This window comes from Novosphingobium sp. DS6-6 (assembly GCF_057784975.1).
In genome coordinates, this window is sequence record NZ_JBYNTS010000002.1 from 24,603 (window position 1) to 44,745 (window position 20,143).

Sequence of the window (20,143 nt, forward strand, 5' to 3'; positions counted from 1 at the left end):
ACCCGTCACGCAACGCTCATTATGGCCGTCACGTCCGCTCTACTTTCGCTGACCGGAGCGAGGGTATCGCTGAACACGAGGGCGCGTGCTTTTGCAGTGCGCCAGACTTTGAGCCGGCGCTGGACCGTCCGCAGCAGGCCATCCGGATAAGTTCCCGGTTGCTCGACCTGGAGCCTTTCCAACAACTCCCGTCCAGTGCGCCATGGTTCTTCCTCGAACCAGTTTTTCAACTGGTCGGCAACCAGAGCCAGCGGATCTGGTCGACGCCGCTCTCGTTTCTGCGGCGGTTTGGCGGTCGCTATGGGCCGCGCCCCGCCGTCCTTCCATAATGTTTTCAGGCTCGACAAGAACGCGTCCAACGGGGGTGGCGACGTCTCCGCCGGTGCCGCCAAAGCAACTGCATCAGCGAGGATCACCAGTTTCTGCTGCGTCGTCCGGATGTCGCGCAGCAGCCGAACTGGATCCAACCCGACGGGGATGTCCCGTAGCTGTTGACGTGTCTGCTCGCTGGTTCGGGGATCGTCCGTCAAGCGCTGGAACGGCGTCGCCGGAGCATGGTAGCGTTTGTACACTCTGGCTCCGTCCCGCTGCTTTTCGGCCAGCTTAAACAAGGGCTGGAAGAAGTTCACAAAAAGACGGGATGCGGCGTACAACTCCGCCAGTGACCTTGCCGCCTCCAGCCCCTCGAACCGACGATATCCCACCAAGCGACGCACAACAGAGCCATTCTTTTGCTCGACCCAGGCCTGATCGTTCTTCCGATAGGGCGGGCAGCGGGTAAAGGTAACCCCAGTCGCGGCACAGTCGTCGCGCACGGTTTCATTGATGAACACACTGTCATTGTCGGAATCGAACCCCAGCAACGCGAACGGCATCAGCTTGCGCAGTTCGGAAAGTACCGCAACCAACCGCGTTTGCTCGCGAACCAGTAGCGGCGCGCACTCGGTCCAACCTGTCGCGATGTCGGTTAACGTAAGCGTCCAGGCCCAGCTCCCCCTCGCTATCGGACCGCTGTGTGACACAAGGTCTGCTTCCATATGCCCCGGAGCCGGGTCTCCCCAGTCGCCGAATGTCCGGATCGGAACGCTGCGCCTCAGTTCGGATCCGGCCACACCCCGCCGCCGCGGCTTCGGGCTGTTTTTCCTCACGGTTTGCAAAGCCCGATCAATCGTTGCCGCACTCATCTGCAACAACTTCGCCTTGATCGCCGGATCCAGTTCAAGATGGCCGTGGCTTTCCATGGCCTCGATCAAAATCGGCATGAGTGGCCGCAACCGCTTACCGCATAGCCGATCGCTCGCCTCCTACAACACGATCAGCGCGGTCCGCACCGCCTCGGTATAAATCCTGCGCTCGGGACGCGCCATCTGCCGCGACGGAGCTTTCTGTCGCAAAATCCGCATCGCATGCTTGCAGTGCAATCCAGTGACCGCGACGAATTCGTCGAGAACCTTGCCCTTGCTCGCGCGGTCTGCTGCACGATACCGCTCGCCAACTGCTTCAACCAGTTCTCTTCGCGTCGCCATGCTCACCTTCCTCATCATTTCCTCCCAGCCACCGCCGGGAGCATCTTAGATGAGGCAACAGCACACCGCTCGGGAGCAATTCAGGGGAGGCAATGCGGGTGACAATGCAATCTTCGGGCCGCTATCTCGGCGCATGCACCAGCCGGTAGACGCCCATACTCTCAGCCCATTCATGTCAGTGCGCCCGGGTGGCAGGGACACGCTTCAGAGCTCCGGGGTTGACGTTGCCCGTGCAATTTGAGCCTCCAATCCCACGGAAGCTGCCTGCCAATGAGCCCGACAGCTTGCTTTGCCTGGAAAGAGGCGTGCTTTTCCTGCACCTTTGCCCTGAACCAGGAACCACAAGCCTTGCGCTGTTGACAGCCCAATCTCTACTTGCTTAATAGAGTTTCGAGAATGAGCCGAAGCGACAACGCATGGCCATTGCAAGCCGCAGCCGCAGGGCTGTTCAAGATCGCCGGATAGAGTTCAAACGGTTGGGGCGCGATGACGAAATTCACACAAGGAACACGCTTGTCACTGGCATGCACGGCTGCAGCAGCCGGGTTGATGGCGCCGTTCACGGCAATGGCCCAGGACAGGGCCACCGATGCATCGTCAGCGCCCACGCCGGCCGAGACGGCAGGGACGGCCGACATCGTGGTGACGGCGCAACGCCGCGACCAGTCGATCCAGGACGTGCCGATGACTTTGCAGGCGCTTTCCGGCGAAAGCCTTGCGCGGCTTAACGTCAACACGTTCAACGATCTCATCAAATATACGCCCAATGTCACGCTCGGGGCCAACGGGCCGGGCCAGGGCATCATATTCATTCGCGGGCTGTCCGGGGGTGTCGCCGCGACGCAGGGTTCGGCCGGCATCTCGACCTTTCCCAACGTCGCCCTTTATCTCGACGATCAGTCGATGCAGTTTCCGGGGCGCAACGTCGACCTCTATGCCGCCGATCTGGAGCGCATCGAGGTGCTCGAGGGTCCGCAGGGTACGCTGTTCGGCGGGGGCGCACAGGCCGGTGCGGTGCGCTATATCACCAACAAGCCCGTCATCGGGCAGTTTTCGGGCCGTATGGAAGGCAGCGTGGGCGGCACGGTGGGCGGCGCGGCCAATGGATCGTTCACTGCCACGCTCAATCTGCCAATCGTCAGCGACAAGATCGCCATTCGCGCAACCTTCTACCAGAATCGCGAAGGCGGCTATATCGACAATGTCGCGAGCGCTTTCACGCGCCGGGCGACGGATCCCGGTTCACGGGCATACAACTTCGTGCCCGGGCCGGCCAACCAGTCGAACGGCGGTGCCTATAACAATAACGCGTTGGCCGAGGAGAACTATAACCCCGTCGATTACACTGGCGGCCGTATCCAGGCGCGCTGGCAGATCGATGACGACTGGGACGTGCTGATTGCCGAAAGCTATCAAAAGCTGGATTCCCGTGGCACTTTCTCCACGCTTCCGGTCGGGTCCGACTTCCAGACGCTGGGGAAGCTTCAAACCACGACGTTCGTGCCGAACTATAACAAGGACAGTTTCTGGAACACGGCCTGGACCGTGACCGGCAAGATTGCCGACTGGAAACTGGTCTACACGGGCGCCTACATGACACGCCATGTGGAACAACAGCAGGACTATTCCAATTACTCGCGCACCGCGGGTGGCATGTATTATCAGTGCACCGGCAGTGCCACCGGCTTCGGCACTGGCGATACTTATTGCTATTCCCCGATCGCCTATTGGCACGACAGGATCCGCAACACGCATCACAGCGAGGAAGTGCGCCTCTCCTCTCCGGACGACAAGCGCCTGCGGCTGCTCGCGGGCGCCTTTTACGAGAATTTCAAGATCCAGGACGTGCAGCGCTATTATTACAGCAGCATTCCGACCTGCACGTCCGACCTGATCGCCGGCGGAACCGGATGCGTCGGCCGGACCATCATCCCGTCGAGCGCGGTCACCAGAGAAGCGAAGCTGCAACCGCCCGGCGCCGCGTTCGGCAACGACCTGCAGCGCGGCTATCGGCAGTTTGCCTTCTTCGGCTCGATCGACTGGGACGTGACGCCGACGCTGACGCTGACCGGCGGCACCCGCTATTACAACTACCGGCAATATCAGGTCGGTGGCCAGTTCGGCACTTCGCCCAGCGCCTGCTTCAACGTGCTGGTCTGCACGCTGCCAGGCTATTCGGCCGATCTTGGCGCCAACAACAACCGCGAAATCTACCACGGCTTCAGAAGCCGCGGCGTGATCACCTGGAAACCCAGGCCGGGAACCATGGTCTATGGGCTGTTCAGCCAGGGTTTCCGTCCAGGCGGCTTCAACCGCGGCTCGGCGCCGCTGCTGCCGGACGCCAATGGCGTTGCCCAATACATCCGCCCGAAAAGCTATGCGCCCGACACCCTGACCAATTGGGAAGTCGGCCTCAAGACCGACCTTCTGAACCGCAAACTGACGTTCAACCTGTCGGGCTATTTCATGATCTGGGAGAACATGCAGCTGCAGTTCTTCAACCCCGAAGGGTTCGGAAACCTTGCGTTCGTTACGAACGGCGCCAATTTTCATGTCAAAGGCGTGGAACTGCAGGTTTCAGCGCAGCCCGTCGCCGGCCTTTCGATTCAGGCCGGCGCCACTTACAACGACAGCAAGCAGGTCACCACGCCTTGCTTCGTGTCCAATAACCCGGGCTCTTCCACCTTTGGCAACTGCATCCAGACGACTGTCAGCCCGTTCGGCACGCGGGGTTCGCCACTGCCCTTCAGTCCGGCGTTTCAGGGCAATCTGAGAGCCCGGTACGACGGGCAGACGCGCAGCGGGCTGGGCTGGTTCGTTTCGGGCGGCGTCACCTATACCGGCCCGATGTGGAGCCAGCCATCGACCTATCCTTCCGGGGACGGCGTCGCAATCCCGACGACGGCGCTGCTGCGCTATCGCATGGCGGGCTATGCGCTGGCCGATGCCAGCCTTGGCATCGCGCGCGACAACTGGACCCTGTCCCTGTTCGGCGAGAATCTCACCAACAGCGATGCCAGCACGTTCACCTCGTCGACCCAGCGCATAAGGCAGGAAACCCCTGTCCGGCCGCTCACTTATGGCGTGAGGGCCGGCGTCAGCTTCTGATCCTTTATTGCAGGTGATCCGCCGATGATCGTGGCACAGGCTTGCGAGGCCGGCCGATGGATGGCGCGGCGCGGCCGATTTCTGGGTTGGGCCGTCGTCATGGCGCTGGCCTGGCTGACGGCACCGACGCATGACATGCGCGAAGCGCCGCGGCCCGAGTCTTACATCGCGATGATGCGGGATGGGCAGATCGAGCCGGCAGCCTCGCCCGGCACGCTCGTTACCGTGCCGGCATCCGATTATCTGACCCGGTTCGTGGTCCCAGCAGGCGGTCCGGCGCGATGATCGCCTACCTTAGCTTTTACGATCCGCCCTTTGCGCATGCCGCACATGATGCGCTGTGGGAAAACCTGCGCGATCACGCGCGTGCCCTGGGGCTTGCTGCGCCGGCCCGGTTGGACCGAAGCACGCCCTATCGCGCGATCTGGAACGATCCGGAGCTTGCCTTTGCCCAGACGTGCGGGCTGCCGTTCGTCACGTTCCTTGCCGGTCGCGTCAGGCTGCTGGCCACGCCGGTCTATGATTTTCCGGGATGCGACGGCCCGCACTACAGCAGCGTCCTTGTGGTGCGTGCCGGCGCCCCGTTTGGCAGGATCGCCGATCTCAAGGGCAGCCGTGTCGCGATCAACGCGCGCGACAGCCAGTCCGGCCATGTCGCCCTTCGGCACAGCGTCGCCGCCGTGGCGGACGCATCTGCCTTCTTCGCCGGCGAGCTCGCGACAGGCAGCCATCTTGCCAGTCTGCGCGCCGTGCAGGAAGGGCACGCCGACATCTGCGCCTGCGATTGCGTGACGTTCGGCCTGGTTGCGCGCCACAGACCGGAATGGCTGGACGGGCTGCGCGTGATCGGCCGAACGGCGGCAACGCCCGCGCCCCCGTTCATTACCCGTGGCGACGCGACCGATACGGACGTTGCGCGCTGGCAAGAGGCGCTGCGCCGCACGTTCGACGATCTCCGCTCGGCCGATGCCCGCGCCTTGCTCGGGCTTCGCGCGATCGAATTCCTGCCACCGGACGCCTATGACCGCATTGCGGCGATGGCACAGGCAGTTCGGGGCGATCAACACGAGGTCCTGCCATGATTGCCGGTTTGCGGGCATGGGCGCGGCACATCGAATGGCCGACAGTGATTCTTGCGCTCGCCATCCATGCCGGGTGGGTGTTGCTGACGTTCTTCTGGAACCGCTTGCCGTTCTGGCTCATCCTGCCACTTGGCGCCTGGTTCGGCGCGTGGCACATGTCATTGCAGCACGAGGTGATCCATCGCCATCCGACGCCCGACCAGCGGATCAACGACGCGATCGGCTTCCTGCCCCTTTCCCTGTGGATCCCTTATCTGCGCTACAAGGACACCCATCTGCGCCATCATCGCAACGAATGGCTGACCGACCCGGTGGAAGACCCCGAAAGCGCCTATCTGACGCCGGCGGCCTGGCGCCGCATGGCCCCCGCGGCGCGCTGGCTGCACCTTGCGGGAACGACCGCGATCGGCCGCCTGCTGGTGACGCCGTGGTACGGCATGGTGCGGTTCTGGCTGTGCGACTGGGCCAAAGTGCGTGCCGGGAACCAGGCCGTGGTGCGGGCCTGGGCGGGGCACGGTGTCGCGGCAAGCTTCATACTCGTGTGGCTGATTGCGGTCTGCCGGATCAATCCGGGGTCCTATGTCTTGCTGTTCATATGGCCGGCTTATGCCCTGTCGCTGTTCCGCTCGTTCGCTGAGCATATCAAGGCCGAACGTTGGCAGGATCGGACTGCCGTGGTGGAACATGGCGGCCCGCTGGCAATCCTGTTCCTTTTCAACAATCTCCATGTTGTCCATCACGCCAGGCCAAATCTTGCCTGGTACAGGCTGCCCGCCGCGTGGCACGCCGACAGGGACGCGTTCCTGTCCGAAAACAACGGACCGCTCTATCGCAGCTATGGCGAGGTTCTCTCGCGCTATGCCTGGACGCCGCGAACCTGCGACGTCACGATGGAGACGTCCGGCGAGACGTCCGACGAGATGTGCGGCGCATGACCCGGCAAGAGACGATCGAGCACGTGCGCGCGCTTCAGCGGCAGGGGGAACATCGCCTGGCCGCCGAACGCGCCGGCCAATGGCTAGCGCGCTGTCCCGATGACGGCGCGCTGCTGCTGATCCTGGCCGAGAGCCTGCGTTTTCTCGGCCAGGTCGACGCGGCACTGGCGGCGCTCGACCGCGTTGCGGCGCAACGCCCCGGCTTCAGCCTGATGCATCAGGAGCGCGGCCTGTGCCACGTCGTCCGCCGGGACGCGCCCCGGGCCATCGCCGCGTTCAAGACGGCGGTGGGCATCAACCCGGCGCTGGCGCAGAGCTGGCACATGCTGGCCCGCCTTTCGACAATGACAGGCGATGCCACCGGCGCGGCCGACGCACAGGCACAGCTCGCCGCGCTCAAGGCGCTGCCGCTTCCCGTCGTCGAGGCGACGTCGCTTCTTGCCGACGGCGACTGGATGAGAGCGGAAGCACTGGTCCGTCGGTTCCTTCTCGAACAGGGCGACCATCCCGAGGCGATGCGCCTGCTGGCCCGCATCGGCCTGTCGCAAGGCATACTGGACGATGCCGAAACGCTCTATGCGGCGGTGATGGCGCTGGTGCCCGGCCACAGGTCCGCCCGCCACGAATATGTCCAGACTCTGCTCGCACGCCATAAGTTCATCGAGGCCCACGCCGCGCTCGCGCCCCTGCTGGCGGAGGATGGCGATCGGCCGGCGTTCCTGGAACTGGCGGCCACGATCGCTGTCGGCCTGGGCCGGACGGAAGAGGCGATCGCCCTTTACGATCGCATCCGCGCCGCCCTTCCGGCGGACCCTGGCGAGAATGTGGGCTTGCGACAGCATCTGGCCGATGTCGAACTGTGGCGCGGCCATGCGTTGAAGACGATCGGGCGAGTGCCCGATGCCATCGCCGCCTATCGGACGGCCGTAACGTTGCGTCCGGACTTTGGCGACGGCTGGTGGAGCCTGGCCAATCTCAAGACCTATCGTTTCGATGCTGCCCAGATCGACCGGATGCGCGGGGCCGAAGCAGCGCCGGATACGGGCGCTCTCGACCGTATCCATCTGAACTTCGCACTGGGCAAAGCGTTGGAGGACGCCGGCGATTTTGCCCGTGCCTGGGAGCACTACGCACGCGGCAATGCCCTGCAGCGCGCCGCAAGCCAGTATCGGGCGGAGATCATCGAAACCAATACGGCCGAGCAGAAGCGCATCTGCACCCCGGCCTTTTTTGCGGAGAGGGCAGATTATGGCGCACCGGGCGCAGACCCGATCTTCGTCGTCGGCCTGCCACGATCGGGCAGCACGCTGATCGAACAGATTCTTGCCAGCCACCCCCTTGTCGAAGGGACGCAGGAACTGCCCTATATCCAGGGCCTGGTGCACGAACTGCAGGGCCGCGACCCCGATTTCGATCATCCGCGTTATCCCGCCAATCTGATCGAACTGGACCGCGAACAGGCGCTGCGCCTGGGAAAGCGGTATCTGGCCGGCGCACGCGCGCACCGGGTGACCGACCGTCCCCATTTCGTCGACAAGATGCCGAATAATTTCCGTCATCTCGGGCTGATCCGCCTGATCCTGCCGAATGCGAAGATCATCGACGTTCGCCGGCATCCGATGGCCTGCTGCTTTTCCAATCTCAAGCAGCTTTTCACCCGGGGGCAGGAGTTCACTTATTCGGTAGCCGACATTGCGCGCTATTACCTGACGTATCTGGACATGATGCGCCATTGGGACGTTGCCCTGCCGGGACAGGTGCTGCGCGTCATTCACGAGGACGTTATCGACGACCTGGAAACGCAGGTGCGCCGCCTGCTAGACTATTGCGGCCTTGCATTCGCGCCCGCCTGCCTGAATTTCCACCAGAACCCCAGGGCGGTGCGCACGCCGAGCAGCGAGCAGGTGCGTCGCCCGATCTACCGTGACGGGGCCGATCAGTGGCGTGCATTTCAACCCTGGCTGGGCGACCTTGCGGCAGCGCTCGGCCCGGCTGGCGAGGACTGGCGGCATTGAGTGGCGCGCGCAGCCCGGGCGATGGCCGCAGCGGCATCATGACGGGGCCGGCGACGAACGTCGGCGATCGCCGTCATTTCCTGACCACCGCCGGCTTGTCCCTAGCCGCAACATCCACGCCGGCCTTGGCGCGCCGGATCGCCCTGCCCTTCGGCAATGGAATACGGCCGCTGGTCCGCCTGCCGCAGAAGCGGCCGATGATTCTGCTGACCACGCGCCCACCACAGCTCGAAACGCCGTTCGACGTGTTCGACCAGGGGTTGATTACACCCAACGACGCCTTCTTTGTAAGGTATCATCTTTCCGGCCTGCCCGATGTTATCGATCCGGCGACATTTCGGCTGCTGATCGGTGGGCATGTCGGCACGCCTCTTGCGCTTTCCCTGGCCAGTCTGAAGCGCGATTTCCCGGTGCGGGAGATTGTGGCCGTCAACCAGTGTTCGGGCAACAGCCGCGGTTTCGTGGAGCCGCGCGTGGGCGGCGGGCAACTGGGAAACGGCGCTATGGGCAATGCGCGCTGGCGGGGTGTGCCGCTCAAGGCGCTGCTCGACAAGGCGGGCGTGCGCGAAGGTGCGCGGCAGGTAGCGTTCAATGGGCTGGATAATCCGCCGACCGACACCGTCCCCGATTTCGTCAAGGCGCTCGACATCGATCATGCGCGCGACGGCGAAGTCATGGTAGCCTTCGCAATGAACGGTCAGGATCTGCCGTTCCTGAACGGCTATCCATTGCGCCTGGTCGTGCCGGGATACTACGGTACCTATTGGGTCAAGCATCTCAACGAGATCAAGGTGATTGACGCCCGGTTCGATGGCTATTGGATGAAAACGGCCTATCGCGTTCCGGACAACGACTGCAATTGCCTGATCCCCGGCCAGCCGGCCGACAGGACAAAGCCGATCGGCCGGTTCAACGTGCGCTCGTTCGTCACCAGCCACGCCCAGGGTGCAAAGATAGCCGGTGCAGGCACCGTCGAGCTGCGCGGCATTGCTTTTGCCGGCGGCGCGCGGATCGCACGGGTTCTGCTATCGGCCGACGATGGCCGAACCTGGCAGGACACGCGTTTGGGCGATGACCTTGGTCGCTATTCCTTCCGCCCCTGGCGCCTGGGGCTAATGCTGCCCAAAGGAGTGCATCGCATCCGCGTGCGCGCTTTTACCACGGACGGAGAAACGCAGCCGATGGAGCCGCGCTGGCAGCCCGCAGGCTACATGCGCAATGTGGTGGAAACGATCGATCTGGACGTGATGTGATGCAAAAGCCCGTGCTGCTGCTTGCCGCCGCATCGCTATCGCTTGCTTCGCGCGCCATAATCGCCAGGCCGGTGGCGTTCGCGGCCCTGGAAGAGCGCGTGCCTGCGGACCTTGCCGATGCGGAAAGCGAAGTGGTGGTGAACAACTGTTCGGCCTGCCACTCGCTTGATTACATCGTAACGCAGCCGCGCGGAAAGGGTGCGCGGTTCTGGCAGGATTCCGTGGCCAAGATGGTCAATGTCTACAAAGCGCCGATCGAGCCAGGTGACGCCGACAGGATCGCTGCCGTGCTGGCAAGGAAATTCGGCCAGGCTTCCCCATGGCAGGGCGCCGCCGGCCGGTTCGAGGCCGCCGCGGCCCGGCAGCGGCGGCCATGATGTTGCTGCCGGGCCAGGTTCTGGCTGCTTATGCCCCGCGCTTCTGCCGCTTGCGCAGACGGGCTTTCTTGCGGTTGATCACCAGACCCGACGTTGCGAGCAGGACCAGGCCGAGGGCAAGCGCATAATAGATCGTGCGCAACCATTCGGGCAGCAAGGTGCCGCGGTGGAGCGGGAGCATCCAGTCCAGCACACGGTGCGTGGCAGGCACGTCGGCCGGGCTGTAGCGTTCCGTAATACCGCCGCTTGCCGAAACGCGGACCACCGCCATGCGGCCATAGGCATCGGAAAACACGAAGGAATGGACCGGATTGAGCCGCGATAGCGGGAGGACGGACCGCAATTCATTGCCGCTCATCGTCGGCTTTGCCACGGCATAGGCCTGATCCAGCGAGATGGCATTGGCGGGCACCGGCACGCTTCCGCTCGGCGCGCCTTCGAGCTTGGGGAACCGATCGGCCGGCTGGCTTACCAGGGGCTCGAGAAAAGGCCGGCCGACCAGCATGGCCCCGGTGGCGCCGAGCCACAGGAACAGCACGGCGAGCACCGCCCCGAACACGCTATGCCATTGCCATAGCGTCGCGCCCAGCGAGCCGGCCCAGCGCAGCCTGAGCGAGCGGCGGATCTTGCCCACGCCCGGCCACCAGCGCAGGAAGCCCGTTACGCTCAGAACCACCAGCGAAAGCCCTGTCAGCATCAGGATCGCCCGGCCCACGTTTCCGGAACCGAGCTCTCCATGCAGCAGGTTGGCGATTACCACCGGATTGCTCAGGACCGGCTTGCGGCTGATGACCGCGCCGGTGCCAGGGTTGATCGTGACCATTTCCGGCAGGGCGCGTTCCTGCGGCACCACGACCGCCAAGGCCGGGGAAGTCGGGCTTTCGGGCATCACGATCGAAGCGACCGCCTGCCCCGGCGCGACGATAGCCGATCGCGCGATCACTTCGAGCGGGACCTGGGTCGTTACCGGCTCTTTTAGAAGATAGGAGGCCGGATCGAGCCATTGCACTGTGCGCTCGTTATTGACGATCAATATACCGGTAATGGCTTGGATCAGCAGGAAGAACAGCGCGAAAAGGCCGAACCACTTGTGGATCGTGTCGAGCAATGATCTTTGCATGCGTCCTCTCCCACGTTCGTCACCAGATCGGCCTGGCCCTGCGGCACGCTCCCCGACCAGATAAGTCGAAAGCAAGCTTGCTGCAATTGCAATTACGTTGCATTTTACTGGCCCGCAAGAGCCGGTGCCGGACGTGCGCCGGCGAGGCGCCTTGTCCCCCGCCCAACGGGAGCGGATCAGGCTCGGCGGCGGGGAATTACACGACGCCGCTGCCGTTCGCCTTGGTCGCTCGCGGGTCTACCGCTCCCGTACCGCGCGGCTGGCAACACCCGGGGTGCTGACATGGCGCAGTGGCGTGCGCTTGATCACGCTCACACAACCAGCATTCCGTGGGAGCGGGCAATGTCGGTGCCATTCTCCCGGCGCGTTGGTCGCCAACGTCGCGCGATCAGGGGCGCTGTCGTTGCCCGGCAACGAACGCGGTCATCAGAATGGCTGCAACGCCCCACAGCAGCAGCGCACCGACCGCAATGCCGTCGCGCGCGGCGGGCTCGTAAAGCGTGGTCCATGCCAGAGCGATGCTGTCGCACAGCATGGCCAGCGCACAAGCGAGCGCGCAGCCCGCCATGACCTGTTCCGGCGACAGGCCGGCGAGCCGGCGGACCAGCCAGACGGACAGCAGGGCATTGGGCCAGGCAGCGGCGAACAGGGCTATCGTCCATAGCCCGCGATCGAACAGCATGGTGGGCGTCAGCCGGATGGCCAGAGCGAACGCCAGCCAGAGCGCAAAGCCGACAGCGGCGGCCGACGCCGTTTGCTTTGCCGTCAAACGGGACGCGGATAAACGCCTCCCGACAGACCGGGAGCGCGCTTGAACAGGATCGGAAGCAGGATCGGTAGCACGCATGGCGACTCTCCTTGTAGCAGCCGCTACATAGCATCCTTGCCGGGCGGGTGCTACAGACATGCGCATGACGGATAGGAAAATTCGCGGCGAGCGTCGCGAAGCGGCGATCGAGCTTATGGCCGACCATCTTCTTGCCCACGGGTTGCCGGGCGCAAGCTTGCGCCCGCTGGCCGCCGCGGCAGGCACCAGCGACCGCATGCTGCTCTACTATTTCGCCAACAAGGGCGAGATAATCGCCGCGACGCTCGGCCGCATCGCCGAGCGTCTCCGCCTCCGTCTCGACGGTGCGCTGCCGTTCGAAGCCCGGCAGACACCCGATGGCTTGTTGCGGACCCTGTGGGGCGCCGCCCGCGCGCCCGAACTGGCGCCGTATATGCATCTCTGGTTCGAACTGGCCGCAGCCGCCGCCCGCAAGCGCGAACCCGAGCGTGGCATTGCCGGAAGCATCGTGGATGGCTTCGTGTCCTGGCTGGCGGCGCGAGTCGAGGCAGAAGCCGGGTCTGAACACAGCCAGGCGGCCGCAATCCTGGCCAAGCTGGAAGGTCTGCTGCTTCTAGACGCGGTCGGGCGGGGAGACTTGGCAAACAGTGCCTTTGGCTGACCGCCAAACCCCGCCTGCACACTCGCGCTGGCCCTGTGCAGAACGCGCTGCATGTCTTGCGCACGCGCCCCAACGTCCTTAAGCATCGTGCAACCGGGGCAAAGCAACCCCCCGGTCAGGCGGATGCCCAAGCGTTGCCTTTCTTCGGTCCGCATTCCCGGCGGATAGAAAGGTGTATCCTCGTGGTGGAAAGCGGCATCTCCACACCCAGTTTTTCCGAACTTGTCAGGGTATCGGCGCGCATCGGCTGCCTGAGCTTCGGCGGGCCGGTCGGCCAGATCGCGTTGATGCATCGCGAGCTTGTCGACGAGCGACGATGGATCACCGAGGAGCAGTATCTCCACGCCCTGAATTTCTGCCATCTTCTGCCCGGGCCGGAAGCACAGCAACTGGCAACCTGGATCGGCTGGAAACTGCATGGCTTCAAAGGCGGGCTGGCGGCCGGCCTGCTGTTCGTGGTGCCCGGGGCGCTGGTCATTCTCGCCCTGTCCGTGCTTTACGGTTATGCCGCACATCTTGCCTGGTTCGCCGCGCTGTTCCTGGGAATCAAGGCCGCGGTGCTGGCCATCGTGGTGCAGGCCCTGCTGCGGGTGGCGGGCCGGGCGCTCAACACCGCGTTCAAGCGCGGCATCGCCCTGATCGCTTTCGTCACCTTGTTCTTCATCAATCTGCCCTTTCCCCTGGCCGTCCTGGGCGCCGGCCTGGCAGGTACTGTCGCAGCCGCCGCGCGCCCGGAATGGCTGGCGCTCAAACCAGCCGGACAGGCGCCGCCGCGCGCGCCGCGCCCCTGGGGCAAGAGCCTGCGCGCCGCGTCGATCGGGGCCCTGGTCTGGGCCGCGCCCATGGCCGCGGTGTTCGCCCTGCTCGGCCGCGATCACGTCCTCTGGCAGATCGGTTTGTTCTTTTCCAAGCTTGCGGTCGTCACGTTCGGCGGGGCCTATGCCGTCCTCGCCTATATGGCGCAGCAGGCGGTGCAAGGCTTCGGCTGGCTCAATGCCAGGGAAATGGCCGATGGCCTGGGCCTTGCCGAAACGACACCGGGGCCATTGATCATGGTCACACAGTTCGTCGGATACCTGGCCGCTTTCCGCGCGCCCGATCCGTTCAGCCCGCTCGCGGCCGGGATCATCGGTGCCCTGCTGACCACCTGGGTCACTTTTGCGCCGTGCTTCCTGTGGATTTTCACGTTCGCGCCGTGGATCGAGCGGCTCGAACATGCGCAGAAACTCAAGGGTGGCCTTGCCGCCGTCACGGCCTCGATCGTCGGCGTGATCGCCAATCTCAGCCTGTGGTTTGCCCTGCACGTCCTTTTCACGCGCGTGGCCCCGCGCGATCTGGGGCCGTTTGCCCTCTTGGTACCGGAATTGACGAGTTTCGACTGGCGCGCGGCAGTGCTCGCCGCGGCGTCCGCGATCCTGATCTTTCGCTTCAAGTGGAACGTCATTCGGGTTCTGGCGCTGAGCGCGGCCGGCGGCCTCTTTCTCGGCCAGATCGGATAAGCAGGAGTTTGATACCATGACCGATATTTCACGCCGTCATGCCTTGGGCGGCCTGGCAGCGGGCCTTGCGGCCGCGGCAACGCCGGTTGCCAGCGCTGCGGCCACGGCGGCCGGAAACGCGCCGGAACCAGTGCCGGCATTCGCCGGCCGTCACGCGGCGAAACCGCTCGGCTTCGATCCCGCGAAGCTCGACGGGCTGTCCGAAAAGCTGGTTCGTTCCCATTGGGAAAACAACTATCAGGGGTCGATCAAAACCTTGAACCTGATCGAAGCCAGGCTGGCGACGAGCATGGCTGACAAGGACCTGCCGCCCGCCATCTATGGCGGCCTCAAGCGCGAGGAGCTTCACCGGACTGGCTCGGTCCTTCTGCACGAGCTCTATTTCGAACAGCTGGGCGGAAACGGCCAGCCTTCGGCCCGGATGCGCGACGTGCTGGCCGCAGGCTTCGGCTCGTTCGACGCGTGGAACGCCGAATTCCGCCGTACCGCACTCTCGCTTGCAGGCGGGTCTGGCTGGGCGGTTCTGGCGTGGAACCGGCACCTGCGCGCATTGCACAACTATTGGGCATGGGACCATACCAACAGCGCCGTGGGGGCCGAGCCTTTGCTCGTGCTCGATATGTACGAGCATGCATTTCACCTGGATTATGGCGCCGCCGCGGCAAAATATGTCGATGCCTATATGCGCAACGTGGACTGGAGCGTGGTGGAACGGCGCTTTGTCGCTGCCGCCTGACGTCAGGGCAGCGCTGGTCCGACGGCCGGGCGCGCGCCGCGCGCGATGCGGCGCATTGCCTGGGGAGGTTGCCCAAATGCCCGCAGAAATGCGCGGCGCATGCGCTCCGGGTCATGAAATCCCAGCGTTGGGGCAATCTGCTCGATCGGTGCGGCACTGTTTTCGACGCGCTCACGGGCCAGCTCCAGTCGCAAGCGCTCCACGGCCTTGGCCGGGCTTACGCCCATTTCGCGGGTGAACGCGCGCGAAAAGTTGCGCGGGCTCATCGCCACCTGGGCGGCCAGGATCTCGACCGTAAGCCGTTGATCGAGCCGGGCGCGCATCCAATCGAGCAGCGGCGCGAACGGCGTGGTTTCCCCGCCAAGCCCGGCCAGCGCCGAGAATTGCGATTGGCCGCCCGGCCGCCGATAGTAGACGACCATTTCATGCGCGACCTGGCGTGCCACGCCCTCGCCCAGATCTTGCGCGATCAGCGCGAGCGCCAGATCGATGCCGGCGCTGATGCCCGCCGATGTCCAGACCTGCCCGTCGCGGATATGAATGCGATCAGGCTCCACTTTCACGTCTGGAAACAGCCGTGCCAGTTGATCGGCCCGGCGCCAGTGGGTCGTTGCGCGCCGTCCATCGAGCAAGCCGGCGGCCGCCAGCAGGAAAGCGCCCGAACACACGCTGCACAGCCGCCGCACCCTGCCGGCCGCCTCGCGCAGGAACGCGATCGCCGCCGGATCGCGCATGGCTTGCCGGCTGCCGTCGCCGCCCGCCACGATAAGCGTATCGATCCTGCCGGCTTCCCGGGCCGGAACCGTTGTCATTTCGACACCGGCGGAACTGCAAACAGGGCCGCCTTCGGCCGACAGCATGACGAGCCGATATGCACTCTCTGCGAAACGACCCGCGATTTCGAAGCCGGCGATCGGCCCACTTGCATCGAGAAGCTGGAAATCCTCGTAAAGGTAAATGCCGATAGCGCGGATCATGGCTTGAAGTGAGGGATCATTGTCATTCCGTCAAGGCGCATTGTAAGCGATGAAGAGCATGCTCAACAAAAGGGATCCGGCATGACCCGACGCGCCTTTCGCATTGTCTTCGCGACGTTTCCCGACATGACGCAGCTCGATTTCACCGGCCCGCACCAGTTCCTGTCGCGCATGCCCGGCAGTGAAACGATCGTCGCGAGCCGCGACGGGGGCGATGTCGCGGCCGAAGGGCTGGTCTTTGCCGGCACGCGCCGTCTTGCCGAAATCGAGGCCTGCGATCTGCTCTGCGTGCCCGGCGGCATGGCAGCCACCCGGATCGCGCTGGATCCGGTTTTTGTCGGCGAGGTGCGCCGTCTTGGCCTGGGTGCGCGCTATCTGACATCGGTATGCACGGGGTCATTGATCCTGGGCGCCGCGGGGCTGTTGCAGGGCCGATGCGCTGCGTGCCATTGGGCCTGGCGCCATTTCCTGCCGCTGTTCGGTGCGATACCCGATGCCGGGCGCGTTGTGCGCGATGGCAACGTCATCACCGGCGGCGGCGTCACGGCAGGGATCGATTTCGCGCTGGTCGTCCTGGCCGAACTTGGGGGCGATCGGCTGGCCCAGACTTTACAACTCGGCCTCGAATACGCGCCCGCGCCGCCATTTGCCGCCGGAACCCCGGAAACGGCACCAGCCGAAATCGTTGCGGCCTACAACCGGCGCATGGCCGAAGCCCTGCCAATCCGCGAGGCCGAAGCCCGCGAAGCGGCCGCCCGCCTGGCCCGTCACGAATATCCGGGTAATACCGAGCGGCCGTGATCGGGGCAGTCAACCTCTCTTCTTTGCAATTGGCGCGGCCTGTTCTGGCGTCTAGGGTACCGTGAATGAGCCCGACGCGACGTCCGCCACCATCCGAAACCATGACCGGCACGCCGGATGCAACTGCAAACGAGGCGCGACACCATCGCCCGCCCCGCCCGTTGCGCCCGCATGAATTGCAGGATTGGCTTAACCGCCGCATCTATCATCCTTTGTCCTGGCGCATGGCCTGGGCGCTTTCGCCAACGCCGATAACGCCCAATATGGTTTCGCTGTTCGGTGCGGCGCTGGTGGTGGCGGCGGGCGTGATCTATTGCCAGCCGGCATGGCCCTGGACCGCGCTGCTCGGGCTTTTGCTGCACCTGGCCTGGCATGTGGTGGATGGCGCCGATGGCGATCTGGCCCGGCTGACCGGCCGCAGCGGCCCGAACGGGGAAATGGTGGATGGGCTATGCGATTATGGCAGCCATACCGCCTTGTACCTGATGCTGGGCTGGTGGCTGCAGCATCATGTCGGCGCGTGGTGCTGGATCGCGGTGATCGGCGCGGGATTGAGCCGGATCGTCCAAGCCAACCATTACGAGGTGCAAAGGCGGCAGTATCAGTGGTGGGCTTATGGCACGCCGTGGCTGCGGCAGGACACGGTGCCCGTCACCGGCCCCGGCACGGCGCTGGCCCGGCTCTACCTGTTGCTGGCCCGCGCCATGGCCCCCGGAGGACCCCAGGCGGACGCGGCGTTCGAGGAACTGGTAGCGGCTGAGCGTGGACCGCAGGCCGCGCGCGATATCACCCGCGCCCGTTCCGCCGATCTTCTGCCGGGATGGCGCATTCTGGGCGCGAACAGCCGCACGATCCTCCTCGGCCTGGCAATGCTCGCAGGATCGCCGCTTTACTATTTCCTGTTCGAAGCTGGCGTGCTCAACCTCGTGCTGCTCGCCTCTATCGTGCATGCACGGGCCGCAACAGGACGGCTTGCGTACGCGTTCATCGCCATGCGCGCCGAGATGTGAGCGATCAACACGCGCCGAAACGTTTTGCATGAACGACGAACGGTGTGCGCGTTTGCAACACGAGTGCAGCATTAGAGCGATATTGTAACAAGCCGGTCAGCGTCCATTGCCACACCCTGAGGATTGCTCTATTCTGATTGCTCCGGTCTGGACCGTCCGGGTTCCACCCATTCGGCCTTGCATGCGAGGCAGGGTGGGCAGCACCGCGAAAAAGGCAGTTTCGTTTGAGTGTCAGGCTGGCGAACGGCTGAAAATCAGCTTGTTCTGCCGGCTCGGCCGCAGGAGAATTACCTAAAATGCCATCGATCAAAGTCGCGGTTATTGGCGTCGGCAACTGCGCCAGTTCACTGGTTCAGGGTGTTTTCTATTATAAGAACAACAACTCTTCCCAAGGCCTGATCCACGAGACCATCGGCGATTATGTGCCAGGTGACGTGGAATTCGTTCTGGGAATCGACGTTGACGCCCGCAAGGTGGGCAAGGATCTGGGCGAGGCGATCTTTTCAGCCCCCAACAACACCACCGTGTTCTATAAGGACGTGCCGACCATCGGCGCCAAAGTGATCCGCGGGCGCGTGCTCGACGGCGTGGCCGATCACATGACGGTGGCGGGCGAGCGGGGCTTCATCGTGGCCGAGGGCGAAGATCCCAGCCAGGCCGAGATCGTCGCCGCGCTTAAGGCGTCGGGTGCGGAAATCCTGCTGAACTTCCTGCCGGTGGGTTCGCAGAAAGCCAGCGAATTCTATATGGAATGCGCGCTGGAGGCCGGCGTTGCCGTGGTCAACTGCATTCCCGTGTTCATTGCGAGCAACCCGCAGTGGGAAGCGCGTTTCCGCGCCAAGGGCCTGCCGATCGTGGGTGACGACATCAAGGCACAGGTGGGCGCCACTATCGTACACCGGACGCTATCCACGCTGTTTTCGGCGCGCGGCGTGACCACCGAGCGTACCTACCAGCTCAATACCGGCGGCAACACAGACTTCCTCAACATGCTCGATCGCCATCGCCTGTCGAGCAAGAAGGAATCCAAGACCGAAGCGGTGCAGGCCATGCTGGCGCAGCGCCTGGCAGAGGAAAACATCCTGATCGGCCCGTCGGAGTACGTGCCGTGGCAGAAGGATAACAAGATCTGCTTCCTGCGCATGGAAGGCGTGCAGTGGGGCAATGTTCCAGTGAATCTGGAATTGCGCCTGTCGGTTGAAGACAGCCCCAATGCCGCAGCTTGCGTGATGGATGCCATCCGGTGCTGCAAGGTCGCGCTGGAGCGTGGCGAAGGTGGCGCACTGATCGGGCCATCGGCCTATTTCTGCAAGCATCCGCCCCAGCAGTTTGTTGACGATGTGGCGCTGCGCATGGTGGACGATTATATCGCGGCCGTGCCGCAGGCTGCCGAGTAACGATGCACGATGCTGCGGGTTTGCCGCCCTTTCCGGGCGTGCCCGTGCCCAGGCATGCGGTTATTCTGGCAGCTGGACTGGGATCGCGCCTGCGCGATCTCAGCCAATCCAAGCCATTGACCCCGGTTTGCGGCTTTACCCTGCTGGAACTGGGCATGCGCCAGGCTGCGGCGGCCGGCATTTCCCGTATCGTGGTGGTGACTGGGCACGAAGCGGAGCGCGTGGAAGCTGTCCTGCCGCAACTGGCCGCGCGCAGCGGTGTGGAAGTGGAAGCCGCCCGCGTGGCGGACTGGACCTTGCCCAACGGCTATTCGGTAATGGCCGGTGCCGCGCGGGTGGACGGGCCGTTCCTGCTGATGATGGCCGACCACATTTTTTCGGCCGGAATCCTGCAGCGCCTGATCCACGAAGGCAGCCCCTCACGCGACGTGATTCTGGCCATCGACCGCCGGCTCGACAATCCACTGGTTGACCCGGACGACGCCACATGGGTGCGGATGCGACCGGATGGCACGATCATGGCGATCGGCAAGACCATTGTACCTTACGATGCGGTCGATTGCGGGGCGTTTCTGGCTACGGCCGCCCTGCCCGCAGCCATTGCGCAGGCGGTTGCCACGGGCCGTCCGGGTTCGCTTTCCGACGGGATGCAGGTACTGGCCGACGCCGGCCGTGCCGCAACCATGGACATCGCGGACGCCTGGTGGATCGATGTGGACGACCCGCGTGCCCATGCCATGGCCGAGGCCGAACTGCCGCGCGCCATTCCGGCGCTGTTCAGCCCGGTGCTGTAACGCAGCCGGGCTGCCAGGTCATGGTGGCGATGCCCCATGGCGAGCGGCACGCCACCCATAACGTG

Annotated in this window: 17 protein-coding genes and 1 pseudogene; 14 read left to right on the forward strand and 4 right to left on the reverse strand. The window is 64.3% G+C overall.

Annotated features, from left to right (window positions below; translation table 11 throughout):
• Window positions 1–5 precede the first annotated feature (5 nt).
• Window positions 6–1,541 (reverse strand): annotated as a pseudogene (locus AC3EDY_RS02425) (integrase catalytic domain-containing protein).
• A 498-nt stretch (window positions 1,542–2,039) separates the two neighbouring features.
• Here AC3EDY_RS02425 and AC3EDY_RS02430 point away from each other — a divergent pair.
• Genes AC3EDY_RS02430 through AC3EDY_RS02460 form a run of 7 tightly spaced genes read left to right on the forward strand, consistent with a single transcriptional unit; the run spans window position 2,040 to window position 10,296 of the window.
• The gene (locus tag AC3EDY_RS02430; protein WP_488570874.1) at window positions 2,040–4,634 is read left to right on the forward strand and encodes a TonB-dependent receptor; all 2,595 of its coding nucleotides are present in this window, start codon (window positions 2,040–2,042) and stop codon (window positions 4,632–4,634) included.
• Window positions 4,635–4,658: 24 nt separating this feature from the next.
• Window positions 4,659–4,919, forward strand: a complete 261-nt coding sequence (locus AC3EDY_RS02435) for a hypothetical protein (protein WP_488570875.1) — start codon at window positions 4,659–4,661, stop codon at window positions 4,917–4,919.
• Window positions 4,916–5,716 (forward strand): phosphate/phosphite/phosphonate ABC transporter substrate-binding protein, encoded by an 801-nt coding sequence (locus AC3EDY_RS02440; protein WP_488570876.1) that lies wholly within the window; start codon window positions 4,916–4,918, stop codon window positions 5,714–5,716. Before AC3EDY_RS02435 ends, AC3EDY_RS02440 begins: the two co-directional genes overlap by 4 nt.
• Window positions 5,713–6,651, forward strand: a complete 939-nt coding sequence (locus AC3EDY_RS02445; RefSeq protein ID WP_488570877.1) for a fatty acid desaturase — start codon at window positions 5,713–5,715, stop codon at window positions 6,649–6,651. Before AC3EDY_RS02440 ends, AC3EDY_RS02445 begins: the two co-directional genes overlap by 4 nt.
• Window positions 6,648–8,666 carry a tetratricopeptide repeat-containing sulfotransferase family protein gene (locus AC3EDY_RS02450; RefSeq protein WP_488570878.1) on the forward strand — a complete coding sequence of 673 codons (2,019 nt, stop codon included), beginning with the start codon at window positions 6,648–6,650 and terminating at the stop codon, window positions 8,664–8,666. Before AC3EDY_RS02445 ends, AC3EDY_RS02450 begins: the two co-directional genes overlap by 4 nt.
• A gap of 35 nt (window positions 8,667–8,701) precedes the next feature.
• A complete protein-coding gene (gene sorA / locus AC3EDY_RS02455) occupies window positions 8,702–9,919 on the forward strand; it encodes a SorA family sulfite dehydrogenase catalytic subunit (RefSeq protein ID WP_488571210.1) in 1,218 nt (405 codons plus the stop codon).
• Window positions 9,919–10,296: a cytochrome C gene (locus AC3EDY_RS02460; protein WP_488570879.1), complete on the forward strand. Its 378-nt coding sequence runs from the start codon at window positions 9,919–9,921 to the stop codon at window positions 10,294–10,296. Before sorA ends, AC3EDY_RS02460 begins: the two co-directional genes overlap by 1 nt.
• 28 nt (window positions 10,297–10,324) lie before the next feature.
• Here the strand turns inward: AC3EDY_RS02460 and AC3EDY_RS02465 are convergent, their stop codons facing one another.
• A complete protein-coding gene (locus AC3EDY_RS02465) occupies window positions 10,325–11,416 on the reverse strand; it encodes a PepSY-associated TM helix domain-containing protein (protein ID WP_488570880.1) in 1,092 nt (363 codons plus the stop codon).
• 388 nt (window positions 11,417–11,804) lie between these two features.
• Complete coding sequence (locus AC3EDY_RS02470) at window positions 11,805–12,185, reverse strand: hypothetical protein (protein WP_488570881.1); 381 nt, start codon at window positions 12,183–12,185, stop codon at window positions 11,805–11,807.
• Between the two features lie 142 nt (window positions 12,186–12,327).
• Between AC3EDY_RS02470 and AC3EDY_RS02475 the strand changes: the two genes are divergently transcribed.
• The 3 genes from AC3EDY_RS02475 to AC3EDY_RS02485 all read left to right on the forward strand — a co-directional run bounded on the left by AC3EDY_RS02475 (window position 12,328) and on the right by AC3EDY_RS02485 (window position 15,099).
• The gene (locus tag AC3EDY_RS02475; protein ID WP_488570882.1) at window positions 12,328–12,864 is read left to right on the forward strand and encodes a TetR/AcrR family transcriptional regulator; all 537 of its coding nucleotides are present in this window, start codon (window positions 12,328–12,330) and stop codon (window positions 12,862–12,864) included.
• Window positions 12,865–13,049: 185 nt separating this feature from the next.
• Window positions 13,050–14,363, forward strand: coding sequence for a chromate efflux transporter (gene chrA, locus AC3EDY_RS02480; protein ID WP_488570883.1), 1,314 nt, complete (start codon window positions 13,050–13,052; stop codon window positions 14,361–14,363).
• Window positions 14,364–14,379: 16 nt separating this feature from the next.
• Complete coding sequence (locus AC3EDY_RS02485) at window positions 14,380–15,099, forward strand: superoxide dismutase (protein WP_488570884.1); 720 nt, start codon at window positions 14,380–14,382, stop codon at window positions 15,097–15,099.
• Between the two features lie 2 nt (window positions 15,100–15,101).
• Here AC3EDY_RS02485 and AC3EDY_RS02490 read toward each other — a convergent pair whose 3' ends face one another.
• Window positions 15,102–16,076 carry a GlxA family transcriptional regulator gene (locus AC3EDY_RS02490; RefSeq protein WP_488570885.1) on the reverse strand — a complete coding sequence of 325 codons (975 nt, stop codon included), beginning with the start codon at window positions 16,074–16,076 and terminating at the stop codon, window positions 15,102–15,104.
• An 81-nt stretch (window positions 16,077–16,157) separates the two neighbouring features.
• Between AC3EDY_RS02490 and AC3EDY_RS02495 the strand changes: the two genes are divergently transcribed.
• From AC3EDY_RS02495 to AC3EDY_RS02510, 4 genes are all read left to right on the forward strand, one after another.
• Window positions 16,158–16,877 carry a DJ-1/PfpI family protein gene (locus tag AC3EDY_RS02495; RefSeq protein WP_488570886.1) on the forward strand — a complete coding sequence of 240 codons (720 nt, stop codon included), beginning with the start codon at window positions 16,158–16,160 and terminating at the stop codon, window positions 16,875–16,877.
• Between the two features lie 101 nt (window positions 16,878–16,978).
• Window positions 16,979–17,887 carry a CDP-alcohol phosphatidyltransferase family protein gene (locus AC3EDY_RS02500; protein ID WP_488570887.1) on the forward strand — a complete coding sequence of 303 codons (909 nt, stop codon included), beginning with the start codon at window positions 16,979–16,981 and terminating at the stop codon, window positions 17,885–17,887.
• A gap of 296 nt (window positions 17,888–18,183) precedes the next feature.
• Window positions 18,184–19,284: an inositol-3-phosphate synthase gene (locus AC3EDY_RS02505; protein ID WP_488570888.1), complete on the forward strand. Its 1,101-nt coding sequence runs from the start codon at window positions 18,184–18,186 to the stop codon at window positions 19,282–19,284.
• Window positions 19,285–19,322: 38 nt separating this feature from the next.
• Window positions 19,323–20,078 carry a phosphocholine cytidylyltransferase family protein gene (locus AC3EDY_RS02510; RefSeq protein WP_488570889.1) on the forward strand — a complete coding sequence of 252 codons (756 nt, stop codon included), beginning with the start codon at window positions 19,323–19,325 and terminating at the stop codon, window positions 20,076–20,078.
• Window positions 20,079–20,143: the final 65 nt, after the last annotated feature.